Source organism: Salinicola socius, from assembly GCF_001937195.1.
GTDB classification, from domain to species: domain Bacteria; phylum Pseudomonadota; class Gammaproteobacteria; order Pseudomonadales; family Halomonadaceae; genus Salinicola; species Salinicola socius.
The window spans coordinates 140,084-153,012 of the sequence record NZ_MSDO01000003.1 but is presented as its reverse complement, the minus strand read 5'-3'; the positions used below and the strand labels follow the sequence as shown (position 1 = coordinate 153,012).

Below are 12,929 nucleotides of genomic sequence, written 5' to 3'. Positions count from 1 at the left end.
ACGCCTCAACTCACCATTTGCGGGATGTTCTGCAGCAGCTCGCGGGTGAAATTGACCAACAACTGGATCATCCAGGCGCCGGACACGATCAACATGGCGAAGACGCCCAGGATCTTGGGAATGAACGACAGCGTCATTTCGTTGATCTGGGTCGCAGCCTGGAACAGGCTGACCAGCAGCCCGATCAGCAACGCGGTCAACAGCAGCGGGGCGGCCATCATCAGGGTCACTTTCATGCCCTGATAGGCCAGGCTCATTACCATTTCGGGAGACATTGCTCACCTCCGGGCGGCTGCAGGGCTGCGGCCGAGGATGCCGCGCATGCCTGCGCGATTCATGAGAGATAGAAACTCTGCGTCAGCGAGCCGATCAGCAGCTGCCAGCCGTCGACCAGCACGAACAGCATCAGCTTGAACGGCAGCGAGATCGTCGCCGGCGGCACCATCATCATCCCTAGTGCCATCAATACGCTGGCAACGACCAGGTCGATGATCAGAAACGGGATGAAGATCGTGAAGCCGATCTGGAAAGCCGTCTTCAGTTCGCTGGTGACATAAGCCGGCACCAGTATCCGCATCGGCACATCTTCCGGTCCCTGCATCTCGCCGATATCGGCGATGCGGGCAAACATTGCCAGATCGGCTTGCCGGGTCTGGGCGAACATGAACTCGCGGAAGGGCTGGCTACCCCGATCCAGAGCTTCTTCCATGGAAATTTGTTCGGCCGAGAACGGTTGCCAGGCTTCGTCATAGACCCGGTCGAGCACCGGCGACATGACAAAGAATGTCAGGAAAAGAGCGAGCCCGAGTAGAACCTGGGTGGGTGGGGCGGAAGGCGTGCTCATGGCGGTGCGCAGCAAGCCCAGCACGATGATGATCCGGGTAAAGCAGGTCATCATCAGCAGCATCGCCGGCAGAAAGGCGAGTGAGGACAGGAACAGCAGGGTCTGCAGACTCAACGACCAGCGCTGCCCGCCATCGGGCATCGGTTCGCTGACGATGCCGGAAAGCGCCTGAGCGCTGGCCCACTGGCTGACCATCAAAGTCACAAGGGCCAACAGCGCGATCAGGACGCCACGCGATTTGTGTCGAGTCGCTGATCGAAGCACGGTCCTCGACGCTGTCATCATCGCTGCCATAGCCACTACGAATCGGCCCCGTCATCGTCGCGGGAATCGACGTTCCCGGGTTGCGAGGCGCGGCGTCCGAGCGGGTTCCGAACGCCGCGATCACGTGAGCCCCCGGCATTCTGCTTGAGTGCCTGCCCCAGGCGACTGGCGAAAGAGCCGGTCAGCGGTGAAGAATCCGGCGCTGCAGGCGGGGCGGGCGGTGGCGCCATGCTTTCCAGCTTGGTGACCTGGCCGCCGCCGACCCCCAGTACCAGCCAGCGATCGTCGACCTCGACGATGACCACGCGCTCACGCTGGCCAACCGGGGTGCTGGCGACGACACGCAGATGCTGCGTACCCGCGCGTCGATTGGGGCCGAGACGCTTCAGCAGCCAGGCGCAGCCCAGAATGATCGCCACCACGATCAGCAGTGACACGGCGGTCTTGCCCATCATCAGGAGACCGATGCTGTCGCTGCCGGCACCGGCCGTCTGGGTCACCTGCCGTAGCGGTTCGTCGTTCATCGGTTCAGTTTCTGAACACGCTCGGACGGCGTGATGATTTCGGTGATCCGAATGCCGTACTTGTCTTCCACCACGACGACTTCGCCCTGCGCGATGAGATAGCCGTTGATCAGAATATCCATCGGCTCGCCGGCCAGACCATCCAGCTCGACGACCGAGCCCTGGGCCAGTTCGAGTAGCTGTTTGATGGTGATGCGTGTTCTGCCCAGTTCGACCGATAGCTTGACCGGGATGTCCATGACGACTCCCAGATCCCGAGACTGGCGTGCGTTGCCGCTGCCCTGATCGAAGGACTGGAACACCCCCATCTCGGCCGCGCGGGACTCACCGGAGTTCGCCGTGGCGGTAGGTCGGGTATCCGCCACGGGCTCGCTTGCAGTCGCAGGCTCGTCGGCGCCGGATTCATCGGCCTCGGGCTCGACGCCCTGTTCCGCCATGGCCGCCGCCCACAGGTCCTCAGCGTCTTCTTGGCTGTTAGCGGTATGCTCGGAAGATCCCTTCTGGGATCCCGGCTTCTGATCATCACTCATTGTCGAAGTCCTTCATGGCGGTGTACGTACCATGGTCAATAAGATGCTTTACCCGTAGCGCGCGTTGACCTTGTCGGGTCCCGTATTCGCAGGCCATGACCGGGACACCATCGACACGCACGTCGATGGCTCTGGGCAGATCGATGGGGAGAACGTCTCCGACCTCCAGCGACAGCACGTCGCCGATGGTCGAAGAGATTTCGGCAAAATCGGCGATCAGTTCGACCTGGGTCTGCTTGATCTCGCCTGCCATACGCGATTCCCACTGGGTATCGTCGCTATCGAGCGCACCGATCGGGCTGGACAGGATGTCCCGGATCGGTTCGATCATGGAAAACGGAATGCAGATGTTGAAGTCGCTGGCCAGATTGCCGACCTCGAGATGAAACGTGCTGTTGACGACGATCTCGTTCGGCGAATTGGTGATATTGGCGAAACGGACCTGCATCTCCGAGCGCATGTAGTCGATCTCCAGCGGATAGATCGACTTCCAGGCGTCGCTGTAACCTTCCAGGGCCAATGACATCAGGCGCTGGATGATGCGCTGCTCGGTGGCGGTGAACTCGCGACCGTCGGATTTGGTCAGGAATCTGCCGTCACCACCGAATAGATTGTCCACCACCATGAAGACCAGACCCGGCGGAAACACCAGCAGCGCGGTACCCTTGAGCGGCTTGAGACTGATCAGATTGAGGTTGGTGGGGACCGGCAGGTTGCGCGCGAACTCGCTGTAGCTCTGATAACGCACGCCGGAGACCGTGATATCCGCGCTGCGCCGGATCAAGTTGAACAAGGCCACCCGGAAGAGGCGCGCGAAGCGCTCGTTGATGATATCCAGTGACTGCAGACGCTCGCGAATGACCCGATGCTGGTTGGCCGGATCGAACGGTCGTGTGCGACGGTCACCCTGGGTGTCGTCGGCTGGCTTGTCGTCATCGCCGCTGACGCCGTTGAGAAGGGCGTCGATCTCTTCTTGCGACAGTAGATCGTCTTGGGACATGGTTGGCCTGGCGTCCGCTTACTGCACGATGAAATCGGAGAACAGCACGTCATCGATGGATAACGTCGGCTGTGGCGTCGTGATCGGCTCGTCGAACAGCCCGAGGATCTGCTGTTTCAACTGAACCTTGCCCTCGGGTTTGATCAGCTCCTGCGCACTCTTGCCGGACAAAAGCATCAGCAGACGGCTGCGGACCTCCGGCATGTGCTGGGTCAGAAATGCGCTGGTTGCGTCATCGCTGACACGTAGCGACAGCCCGACGTAAAGCAGACGGTCACCGTAGTCACTCTGCAAGTTGACGGTGAATGGCTGGATGGTGACGAAGATCGGTATCGGCGGTTCGCTCGGGGCCTGGTCGACCGTAGCGCCAGCTTCGGTGTCGTCGCGAGCATCGAGGAAAAAGTACACGGCGACCGAACTGGCAACTGCCAGCAGCACGAGGAGGAGTCCCACCAGTAGCATGGGTCGTTTTTTACGAGGTGCGGCCATTGCTTCTGCCATTACGGATCATCTCTGAAAGTTGCAGCGGAGTATGCGGTGCCAGGGGGTGTTGCGATCGACGGAAAAGACGCCTTCCGGTCTGCCAACTTCCGCTTTCATGCATACGGGAGGGTAGACCCATGCGAGCCGATCGCGACCGGCGTCGCATGACGGGTATGGCGGCAGACCCAAGGTCGCCGCTATCCGTGTTATCGGCAGCGACGTCTAGGCGTAAAGGTTGATGTTGCCGTTACCGGACATGGCGACCTGGCGCAGCATGGTGTTATCGCCTGAGTCCACGCCCGACGTGGCAAGCAGCTGGCCGGAGACGTTGGGGGCCTGGCGTGGCTGCTCGTCGTTCGGTGACTGACCTTGCTGGAACTGCCCCTGGTCACCGACCATCGCTTCGCCCAGCGCGATACCGCTATCCGCGAGCGCCTGACGGAGCTGAGGAATGGCCGCTTCGACCGCGGCGCGAACCGGGGCGTGGGCCGACAGGATCTGGAGCTGCGCCTGCTGGTCCTGCACCGTCAGCGAGACGCTGATAGGGCCCAGTTCCTGCGGGTGGAGACGCAGCGACATTTGCTGATCACCGCGTTGATGCATCTGCAGTATCTGCTGGCCGAAGGAGGCCGGCCACTGGGGTGACTGCACCGGGGTGGTGAGGGTACCGGTCGTTGCCTGGGCCGCCGACGACGACAATCCCGTCGTGTTCGACGGTGACGACGTCAGATTTGCCAGGGAGCCGGGATCGAAACGAGAGTTGGAAAAAGCGCTGTTGTCAGGATCGCCACCGTTGCCGTTGGCTGCCAAGGGGTCCGCCAGGGCACCGGTCAGCACCGCGCCAGCGTCACCCAGGGGGAGTCCTTGGCCATTGGCCGTCGCTAGCCCCTGACCCGAGCCCGGGTTGCCGCCGCGGGTGACGTCGATCGCCGAGAGCAGGCCACCGACTCCGGCCTGCCCGGAAGTCGAAGTCGTCCTGGCGTGACTCGAGGCGCCGGGATGGTCTGCATCATCCGGCAGTTCCCCGGTGACCATCGCGGCAGCGTTTCGGGCGCCCTCGGTGAGCGTCAATGCCACCTGCTGCAGGGCAGGGGAGCCGGTCGCCAGCGTAGCGGCACCATTCGTCCCGGCGGTTTCGCTACCGGTCGCGGGCTGAGCATTCACCGTCAGCGAAAGCGTGGCAAAGAGGGAGGCGAGATCGGTCGCGTCGAGCGATTCTGCTGCGCCCCGGCTATCCTGCCCGCTCGAGAGGCTCGCGCTGTCGGTGTCTTTCGACCCGGTTTTCCCCGAAAGACTCGCCAGCACCGCGTGCAGCCCCGACATGTCACCTTGCTCGAGTGCCTGCAGAATACGGCTGGTGTCCGTATCTGCCTCGGTGTCCGGGCCCGGGTCGCGACCTGGCTCGATTTCAGAATCCGACTGGCGTGAATTCGGTGCCGTCTGCTCCGCCGCGACACCGGCTGGTGTCGGCTCGCGGGTTTCCTGCGCGCCCGCGGTCCGAGATGCCGAGCTTTCACCGCGCGCCTCGGATCGCTGAGGTTTTTCCGCTACTGCGGCTCGCTGCATGACGTCGGCGAAGGGGGCGTTGGCCGTGTCTCGGGACTCGCCATTTCTGGTCTCGGCGCCACGCGTCGAGGATGAGGTCACGCCGGTCAGGGAGGAGAGTTCCATGGGCAGGGCCGCCAGTTGCGTTGTCGGGTAGAACGTTGAATCGGTGTTTTGGCTCGGTGCCGTGAATCAGGGCATCGAACGGGCTTCACGTCAGTGCTCAGGATCATGAATCGTGCTTCAGTGATGATGCCCGGACTCGTGCTGACGGCGACGTAACTGCGCGGCCATCTCGTCACTGTGGCGTTGCTCGTGGCGGGCCTGATGCCGATCCGCTTCACGCATTCTTCGCGTGTGCAGCGTTTCGTAGGCGTTGAGCTTGCGACGTTCGCCTTGCCAGTGCTGCTTGCCGCTTTCGACCCGGGTCTGATGCTCACCGAGTCGACGTTGCTGCTGTTCGATCGCCTTGTCCAGCGAACCGATGAACTGCTGATAGTCGCGCCATTGGCTCGATGAGACACCTTGGGTCAGGCTGTCGTGGAGCTTGCGCTGGTACTCGTCGCGATAGCGCTGCAACTGCCCCAGCTGGCTCTCGGCATCCTGCTGCTGACGTTGCAGTTGACCCAGATTTTCGACGGCCTTGTCGCTGCTGCGCTGCGCCAGGTCCCGAAGCATCTGCATGGCTTGCATGTTGGCCAAAGCGTTACCTCCTTTCCGTCTATCGATACCCAATGAAACCATTCGCCGCTTGCCATTGTGACCGGCCCGGCATCGGCTCGAAGGTTCGATAAACGATCAAAAATGCCACTATTCTCGTGTCGTACATGGTGGATCGGCGTTCGATGAAAGACGCCTGCAGAGGCGATCAGGGCTTGGTCGTCGATGGGGATGTGTCGTCGATGGGGATGAGTCGATCGAGCTCGGCCCGGGTATGCTCCAGTTTGGCGATCTCGTCCATGCGCTGTTGCAGGAACGTTTCGAGCCGCGGATAGAGCGCGACTGCGCGATCCAGTTGGGGGTCTTGACCGCTGATATAAGCTCCGACGTTGATCAGATCACGGTTGCGTTGATAGCGGGATATCATCTGCTTGAATCCCTGGGCCTGACGCAGACGTCTGGTGTCGACCACCGCCGGCATCGCCCGACTGATGGAGGCTTCGATGTCGATGGCGGGATAGTGACCGCTCTCCGCCAGCTGCCGGGAGAGCACGATGTGGCCATCGAGAATGGCGCGAGCAGAATCGGCGATGGGATCCTGCTGGTCGTCGCCTTCCGTCAGTACGGTATAGAAGGCGGTGATCGAACCGCCGCCGCGCTTGCCGTTACCGGCGCGCTCCACCAGTGCCGGCAGTTTGGCGAAGACCGAGGGTGGATAGCCCTTGGTCGCGGGCGGTTCACCAATGGCCAGCGCGATTTCGCGGGCAGCCATGGCGTAGCGGGTCAGTGAATCCATGATCAGCAGCACGTCGCGTCCCTGATCGCGGAAATCTTCCGCCAGCCGCGTCGCGTACGAGGCGCCCTGCATGCGTTGCAGTGGAGAGGTGTCGGCCGGCGCGGCAACGACCACGGCGCGCGCCAGACCTTCCTCGCCCAGAATGTTCTCGATGAAGTCCTGAACCTCGCGGCCACGCTCGCCGATCAGGCCGACGACGATGACGTCGGCGTCGGTGAATCGCGCCATCATCCCCAGCAGCACACTCTTGCCCACGCCGGACCCGGCGAAAAGGCCCATGCGCTGGCCTCGCCCGACGGTCAACAGACCGTTGATCGCCCGAATGCCCACATCGATGGTGGTGTCGATGGGGGCACGAGCCAGCGGGTTGATCGGCGGAGTGTCAAGCGGGGCGTGCGGGGCATGTTCCAGCGGACCGTGATCGTCGAGCGGCCGGCCGTTACCATCGACGACGCGGCCAAGCAGCCCGTCGCCCAGAGGAAACCGCCTGGCGCTGGCGATGTCCAGGCGATTGCCGCTGAGGGCCAGCACGCGGGCGCCCGGCAACAAACCGCTGGTGTCAGCCAGCGGCATCAGGAACAGCTTGTCTCCGGAAAACCCCACCACTTCCGCCTCGGCGTAGCGTTCGTCGTCGCGTCCGCTGCCGGAAGAGAGTTCGATCAGACAGGCGCTGCCCAGAGGAAGACGAATGCCGACGGCTTCCAGCACCAGCCCGGTGGCACGAGTCACGCGGCCCTCATGGCGGTAGTGGGAGAGCGACTCGACGCGGTGTGTGACCTTGCCCAGCGCCAGTCGCCAGCGTTGGTGATGCGCGGAGATGTCCGAAATCACTGAGGTATCGCCGGGCTCACTCATCGCTCGGGTTCCCGTCGTCCGCGCTATCCGGGCCGGCGTCTGCCGACCGGGAACCGGCTCGGGCGGCATTGTCAGGCCCGGATTCGTGAGTCTCCTGACTCTCCGGTGAGGCGGACGGCATCATCTTGCGCTGACGCCGCTGGTCGAGAATCGCCTTCCACTGGGTGCTCAAGCTGGCATCGAGCCCGCCGCCGGCACTGGTGACGCGACAGCCTCCGCGCTCAAGCGATGTATCGGGCTGGCACTCCCAGCCGCTGGCCATGAGTCGCTCGCCCATGGAGCCCGTGACCAGTTCGAGATCGTCCGGGTGCAGCCACAGGCGAGGCTTGCCATTCAGCGTGGTGTCGGCATCCAGCAGCTCGTGCACGACGGAAAGAATATGCTCGGGATTGGCGGCCAGAGACTCGCCAGCCAGTTGGCGGCCGGCAATCAAAGCCAGCTCGACCAGTTGATCGGCAATCTCGGTATCGAGCGTCGTCATCGCCTGGCGAAAATGCTCGGCGAGTTCGGCAAGCGGAACCAGCGTCAGTTCCAGGCGCTTGTGAAATTCCAGCTCGGCGGCCGCATCGGCCGCGGCAAGCCCCTCACGATAGCCTGCCTGATAGCCTTGCTCGTGGCCTTCGCGATAGCCGCTTTCCATGCCCTGACGCTGCGCCTTCTCGGCGATGGTGCGGCGTGCCTTTTCCTCGGCGTCGTGCTGCCGGCGGCGATGCTCGGCGTCGCCATTGGGGCCTGGCTTCTCGGACGCGGGGCCGCGTCCGAGATCCTCCATCTGCCAGCGATGCCATTCATCGCCGGGTCCGGGCGTGGCGTGCGGGTGGCGATCAGACGTAGCCATCGTCGCCACCACTCAAGGCGATCTCGCCGGAATCCGCCAGACGCCGCACGACCCCCAGAATCGACTTCTGTTCGTTCTCGACCTGAGACAGACGAACCGGACCGCGATTTTCCATGTCCTCGCGCATCAGCTGAGCCGCACGCTGGGACATGTTGCGAGTGAACTTGTCGATCAGTGCATCTTCGGCGCCGCGCAGCGCGATCACCAGCGAATTGGTCTCGACTTCGCGCAGGATCATCTGGATGCCGCGATCGTCGATATCCAGCAGATTCTCGAACAGGAACATCTCGTCGATGATGCGCTGGGCGAGGTCCTCGCTGTGGGCGCGGACCACGTCGATGACCTGCTCCTCCTGAGCCGAGTTCATCAGGTTGAGAATTTCGGCCGCGGTTCTGACACCGCCCATCTTGCTCCGCTTGAGGTTGGTGCCGTCCAGCATGGAGGTGAGCACTTCCGTCAGTTCCTGCAATGCCGCCGGCTGAACGCCACTGAAGGTGGCGATGCGAAGCATGACGTCGTCACGCAGCTTCTCGTCGAACAGCTCGAGAATGTCGGCGGCCTGGGAGCGCTCCAGATGGACCATGATCGTGGCAATGATCTGCGGATGCTCATCGCGGATCAGTTCGGCAACCATCGAGGCTTCCATCAGGTTCAGCGAGTCGATCCCCGATGCGGTGTTGCTGGTCTCGAGAATGTCTTCGATCAGGCTGCTGGCGCGTTCGCTGCCCAGGGCCTTGGTCAGGACCGCGCGGATGTGATCGTTGGAATGCAGGTTGATGGCGGTGAACTGCTCGGCTTCGTTGTGGAAGTCACGCAGCACCGCGGCCATCTCTTCGTGAGAGACCTGGCCCAGTTTGGCCATTTCCTGACTGATGTCCTGCACTTCACGACTGGACAGGTACTTGAAGACTTCCGCGGCGCTGTCTTCGTCCAGCGAGAGCAACAGAATGGCACCGCGTCGGGCGCCGGTCATTTCCACCGTCATGATTTGTCCATCCAGGTTCTGACGACCATGGCGACCAGGCGGGGATCTTCCTGGGCGATTTCGCGAACGTCCTTGAGATCCTGCTCGTAATTCGAGGCGCCACGACGATTCCGCTCGCGGGCTTTGGCGGCGCTGCCGGCGCGGCTACCGCTGTCGTCGACGCCACTGTCACTGACCGTCTGATAGCTTGCGGCGCCGGCGGTGGCCGCCGCGCCGCTCGCGGGCATCGGTGACGCTGCCGGGGCCGGTACGGGTTCCGGTGTCTGACGGCGCAGCAGCGGCTTCACTACCTTGAACCACAGGAACAGGGCAACCAGAGCAACGACCAGATACTTCAGCAAGCTCTTGGCGAGACTCCAGGCTTCCGGCGTTTGCCACCACGGCTGAATCTCGAAGTCGGGAGCGTTGAGCTGGAACGGGCTGTTGACGACTTCGAGCGCATCGCCACGTGCCTCCGAGAAGCCCATGGCCTGACGCACCAGGCCGCGAATCTGCTCCATTTCCGTATCGCTCAGGGCCACGCGGGTCGGATTTCCTTCGTCATCCACCCCGTCGCGATAATTGACGACGATGGCGGCGGAGAGGCGTTCGATATCGCCACTATGCTGCTTGATGTGTTCGACGGTGCGATCCACTTCATAATTGGTGGTGCTGTCGCGGCGTACCTGGCCGGTATTGGCATCGGTTTCGGTTTGGGTCGCGTCGCCTTCGGTGTCGGCATTTTCCCCATCGGCCTGATCGTCGTTGTTATCGTCCTGGGCCTGGGTGCCCGGCGCATTGATCGGCGACGCTGCAACGCCCGGCGGCTGATTGCTCATTGCGCCCGGTACGCCCATGGCGAGGTCGCTATTGCTCTGGAACGACGAACTGCTCTGCTGGCTGCGCACCGCGGCCTCGTTGGGCGACTGATTGGGGCCGTATCGCTCCGCGGTCTGTTCGCGTTGAGAGAAGTCGATCTGCGCGGTGACCTGAGCCCGCACGTTTCTCGCGCCGACGATGGGCGCCAGAATCGCTTCGATGCGTTCGGCGTACTGGTCCTCGAGATTGCTGACGTAATCGAGCTGGCTGCCATCGAGTTGACTGGCGTTGCGATTGGAACGACTCAGCAGATCGCCATTCTGATCGATGACGGTGACGTCATCGACGGCCAGTTGGGGCACGCTGCTGGAGACCATGTGGACGATGGCATTGACCTGGCCTTCGCCCAACACGCGGCCCGGCTGCAGGTCGAGAACCACGGAGGCGGTGGCGGGTTCACTCTCGCGAACGAAGACAGATGGCTTGGCCATGGCGAGATGCACCCGGGCGCGAGCAACGCTGCCCAGCGTGCCGATGGTGCGTGCCAACTCCCCCTCCAGTGCACGCTGGTAGTTGACCTGCTCGGCGAACTGGCTGATGCCGAATGCCTGATCGTCCATCAGTTCGAAGCCGACGCCGCTGGCTTCGGGAAGCCCTTGCTCGGCTAGCTTGAGGCGAATCGGGCGGACCTGATCGGCGGGAACGAGCAGGGCCTGTCCGCCCTCGCTGAACTCATAGGGGACGCCCATGGTGTCGAGCTGGGTGATGATGCGCCCCCCGTCGGCGTCCGTGAGCGTGGAGTAGAGGACGCGATATTCGGGGCTGCGGGCCCACAGCAACAGCGCCATCACGATCGCCACGGCTGCCGCGCCGGCGATGATCAAGGGAACGCGTGGATTTTTCTGCAGCTTGCTCAACCAGTCGCGGCCGCCAGCGGTCGCCTCCGAAGCGGCTTGCCGATTCGGATTCCGGGCGGAGGATGTGGTTGAACTCTGAGTGTCGTTGGACGACGTGGCCGTGCTCATGTCGGGCTCCGATCATGGCACGTGGTGCGACTCGACAACATAGCAGTAATCTGCTCCCTGCAACGCGTCTGCTCATCCGTCTCCTGGCACGCTCGGAGAGTCGTTCCGATGCGGTCCTGGGCGGGGCGTTAGTTTGATGGCAGCCATTATGTGTCGGTCTGTTAACGGTGAAGGTGGGAAAAGCCGCTGTTTTCAGGCGCATTTACCGCGATAGTGGTTGGCTTGCTGTTGATAGGCTGCGAGCGTCGAATCCACCGACGGTCCTGTCGCCTCCCGCACCGGCGCCGTCACACAGGAAAATCTTCATGAGTGCTCCAGCCATTCAAGCGGTGCTTCAGCAGATGCAGGCTCTGTCGGCCCAGGCCGGCGGACAGAGCGCGGGCTCGCAGTCTCCGCTTGCCGAGACCAGCGGTAGTTTCGCTGGTGAGTTGCAGGCATCGCTCGGGCGCATCAATCAGATGCAGCAGTCCGCCAACCAGCAGGCAATGTCCTTTCAGGCAGGCGACCCCAACGTGGCGTTGAACGACGTTATGGTCGACATGCAGAAGGCCAGCGTGGCCTTCGATATGGGGGTCCAGGTGCGCAATCGTCTGGTGACCTCATACAAGGAGATCATGGGGCTGCAGGTCTAACGCCGCTCGGCGATTCCGCTCGTGCTGTACCGATGCCCGGCCGTTGTCCACAACCGCCGGGCTTTGTTCGTGCTTCAGAGTGCGAGCTTGCGATGCTGACGCCAGGTGTCCACCGAGTAGAAGCCCAGCCCGATCCAGATCAGCACGAACGTCGCAAGCTGAGGCCAGGAGATTGACTCGCCAAAGACCCACAGCGCCAGCAGAAACTGCAGAGTCGGGTTGAGATACATCAGAAAGCCGACGGTGGAGAGTGTCAGTCGTCGTGCAGCGCCGGCGAAAGCGAGCAGGGGCAGCGTGGTGACGATACCGCTGACGATCATCAGCGCGGTGGTCCGCGCGGTGTCGCCGAAGTGGGATTGGCCGTGCCATGACAGCCAGATCAGCGCCGCCAGACTCAGTGGCAGCAGTAGACTCGTTTCCACCAGCAGGCTCGACAGGGCATCCAGAGAGACGCGCTTGCGCAGCAGGCCGTAAGTTCCGAATGTCAGTGCCAGCACCAGGCTGATCCAGGGTAGCTTGCCGAGCAGGACGAGTTGCAACAGTACTGCCATCAGCGCCAGGCCGATGGCCACCAGCTGCCAGCGGCCAAGTCGCTCGCGCAGAACGAGCATGCCCAGGGCGACGTTGACCAGTGGGGTCATGAAATAGCCGAGACTCGCCTCGAGTACGTGATGGGTTTCCACCGCGTAGATGTAAAGCCCCCAGTTCAGCGCGATGAGCAGCGCGCAACCCAGACTCCAGGCTAGCTTTTGGGCCAGCTCGCGAGGCTCGGAGAAACTTCGGCGCAGGGCAGACCAGCGTCCCATCAACGTCACAACGACCGCCAGGAAGGCACAGGACCACAGGATTCGCTGGATCAGCACCTCGAAGGCCGGTACGCCATCGAAGAGAGAAAAGAACAGCGGAAAGCAGCCCCATAGAGTGTAAGCGGCGAGTCCGAACACGACGCCTCGACGCGCGTCGTCAGCGAGAGTCCGCGATGTCGCGGTTTCCGTTCCGCCCGCCTGGGGTTGCGACTCATCCATTACCGGATTTGGCATGATCGACGCTCCGTGTCTTTAGTCCGTAATCTATCATGACCCACAGGCGGTGGCCGCCTGTGGCCGACATGTCAATGGTTCTCGGCTTCGAGGGCGTGGCGTTCGTCGAT

The 12,929-nt window shown here is 62.7% G+C and carries 14 protein-coding genes; 1 reads left to right on the top strand and 13 read right to left on the bottom strand.

Going from position 1 to position 12,929, the window contains the following annotated elements; genetic code table 11:
* Nucleotides 1–5 precede the first annotated feature (5 nt).
* From fliQ to fliF, 12 genes are all read right to left on the bottom strand, one after another.
* A complete protein-coding gene (gene fliQ / locus BTW07_RS03660; protein ID WP_075568799.1) occupies nt 6–275 on the bottom strand; it encodes a flagellar biosynthesis protein FliQ in 270 nt (89 codons plus the stop codon).
* Nucleotides 276–334: 59 nt separating this feature from the next.
* Complete coding sequence (fliP, locus tag BTW07_RS03655) at nt 335–1,126, bottom strand: flagellar type III secretion system pore protein FliP (protein ID WP_425272018.1); 792 nt, start codon at nt 1,124–1,126, stop codon at nt 335–337.
* Nucleotides 1,127–1,143: 17 nt separating this feature from the next.
* Complete coding sequence (gene fliO, locus BTW07_RS03650) at nt 1,144–1,632, bottom strand: flagellar biosynthetic protein FliO (protein WP_075568798.1); 489 nt, start codon at nt 1,630–1,632, stop codon at nt 1,144–1,146.
* On the bottom strand, nt 1,629–2,162 hold the full coding sequence (gene fliN / locus BTW07_RS03645) for a flagellar motor switch protein FliN (RefSeq protein ID WP_075568797.1): 534 nt from the start codon (nt 2,160–2,162) through the stop codon (nt 1,629–1,631). The genes fliO and fliN overlap by 4 nt, the downstream gene beginning before the upstream one ends.
* Complete coding sequence (fliM, locus tag BTW07_RS03640) at nt 2,155–3,162, bottom strand: flagellar motor switch protein FliM (protein WP_075568796.1); 1,008 nt, start codon at nt 3,160–3,162, stop codon at nt 2,155–2,157. The genes fliN and fliM overlap by 8 nt, the downstream gene beginning before the upstream one ends.
* A gap of 18 nt (nt 3,163–3,180) precedes the next feature.
* Nucleotides 3,181–3,651 (bottom strand): flagellar basal body-associated protein FliL, encoded by a 471-nt coding sequence (gene fliL, locus BTW07_RS03635; protein WP_110641896.1) that lies wholly within the window; start codon nt 3,649–3,651, stop codon nt 3,181–3,183.
* Between the two features lie 216 nt (nt 3,652–3,867).
* Nucleotides 3,868–5,316 carry a flagellar hook-length control protein FliK gene (locus tag BTW07_RS03630; RefSeq protein ID WP_075568794.1) on the bottom strand — a complete coding sequence of 483 codons (1,449 nt, stop codon included), beginning with the start codon at nt 5,314–5,316 and terminating at the stop codon, nt 3,868–3,870.
* Nucleotides 5,317–5,433: 117 nt separating this feature from the next.
* The gene (fliJ, locus tag BTW07_RS03625) at nt 5,434–5,883 is read right to left on the bottom strand and encodes a flagellar export protein FliJ (RefSeq protein WP_075568897.1); all 450 of its coding nucleotides are present in this window, start codon (nt 5,881–5,883) and stop codon (nt 5,434–5,436) included.
* Between the two features lie 175 nt (nt 5,884–6,058).
* Nucleotides 6,059–7,501, bottom strand: coding sequence for a flagellar protein export ATPase FliI (gene fliI, locus BTW07_RS03620; RefSeq protein ID WP_075568793.1), 1,443 nt, complete (start codon nt 7,499–7,501; stop codon nt 6,059–6,061).
* On the bottom strand, nt 7,494–8,339 hold the full coding sequence (locus BTW07_RS03615; RefSeq protein WP_075568792.1) for a flagellar assembly protein FliH: 846 nt from the start codon (nt 8,337–8,339) through the stop codon (nt 7,494–7,496). Before BTW07_RS03615 ends, fliI begins: the two co-directional genes overlap by 8 nt.
* On the bottom strand, nt 8,326–9,324 hold the full coding sequence (gene fliG, locus BTW07_RS03610) for a flagellar motor switch protein FliG (protein ID WP_075568791.1): 999 nt from the start codon (nt 9,322–9,324) through the stop codon (nt 8,326–8,328). Before fliG ends, BTW07_RS03615 begins: the two co-directional genes overlap by 14 nt.
* A complete protein-coding gene (gene fliF, locus BTW07_RS03605; RefSeq protein WP_075568790.1) occupies nt 9,321–11,147 on the bottom strand; it encodes a flagellar basal-body MS-ring/collar protein FliF in 1,827 nt (608 codons plus the stop codon). The genes fliG and fliF overlap by 4 nt, the downstream gene beginning before the upstream one ends.
* 305 nt (nt 11,148–11,452) lie before the next feature.
* On the opposite strand from fliF, the gene fliE reads away from it, so the two are divergent.
* Nucleotides 11,453–11,779, top strand: coding sequence for a flagellar hook-basal body complex protein FliE (fliE, locus tag BTW07_RS03600; RefSeq protein WP_075568789.1), 327 nt, complete (start codon nt 11,453–11,455; stop codon nt 11,777–11,779).
* A gap of 74 nt (nt 11,780–11,853) precedes the next feature.
* Here fliE and rarD read toward each other — a convergent pair whose 3' ends face one another.
* A complete protein-coding gene (rarD, locus tag BTW07_RS03595) occupies nt 11,854–12,819 on the bottom strand; it encodes an EamA family transporter RarD (RefSeq protein ID WP_232823717.1) in 966 nt (321 codons plus the stop codon).
* Nucleotides 12,820–12,929 lie beyond the last annotated feature (110 nt).

Coding starts and splice junctions, on each gene's coding strand:
- fliQ (WP_075568799.1), bottom strand. CDS start 275: ATGTCTCCCGAAATGGTAATGAGCCTGGCCTATCAGGGCATGAAAGTG.
- fliP (WP_425272018.1), bottom strand. CDS start 1,126: ATGACAGCGTCGAGGACCGTGCTTCGATCAGCGACTCGACACAAATCG.
- fliO (WP_075568798.1), bottom strand. CDS start 1,632: ATGAACGACGAACCGCTACGGCAGGTGACCCAGACGGCCGGTGCCGGC.
- fliN (WP_075568797.1), bottom strand. CDS start 2,162: ATGAGTGATGATCAGAAGCCGGGATCCCAGAAGGGATCTTCCGAGCAT.
- fliM (WP_075568796.1), bottom strand. CDS start 3,162: ATGTCCCAAGACGATCTACTGTCGCAAGAAGAGATCGACGCCCTTCTC.
- fliL (WP_110641896.1), bottom strand. CDS start 3,651: ATGGCCGCACCTCGTAAAAAACGACCCATGCTACTGGTGGGACTCCTC.
- BTW07_RS03630 (WP_075568794.1), bottom strand. CDS start 5,316: ATGGAACTCTCCTCCCTGACCGGCGTGACCTCATCCTCGACGCGTGGC.
- fliJ (WP_075568897.1), bottom strand. CDS start 5,883: ATGCAAGCCATGCAGATGCTTCGGGACCTGGCGCAGCGCAGCAGCGAC.
- fliI (WP_075568793.1), bottom strand. CDS start 7,501: ATGAGTGAGCCCGGCGATACCTCAGTGATTTCGGACATCTCCGCGCAT.
- BTW07_RS03615 (WP_075568792.1), bottom strand. CDS start 8,339: ATGGCTACGTCTGATCGCCACCCGCACGCCACGCCCGGACCCGGCGAT.
- fliG (WP_075568791.1), bottom strand. CDS start 9,324: ATGACGGTGGAAATGACCGGCGCCCGACGCGGTGCCATTCTGTTGCTC.
- fliF (WP_075568790.1), bottom strand. CDS start 11,147: ATGAGCACGGCCACGTCGTCCAACGACACTCAGAGTTCAACCACATCC.
- fliE (WP_075568789.1), top strand. CDS start 11,453: ATGAGTGCTCCAGCCATTCAAGCGGTGCTTCAGCAGATGCAGGCTCTG.
- rarD (WP_232823717.1), bottom strand. CDS start 12,819: ATGCCAAATCCGGTAATGGATGAGTCGCAACCCCAGGCGGGCGGAACG.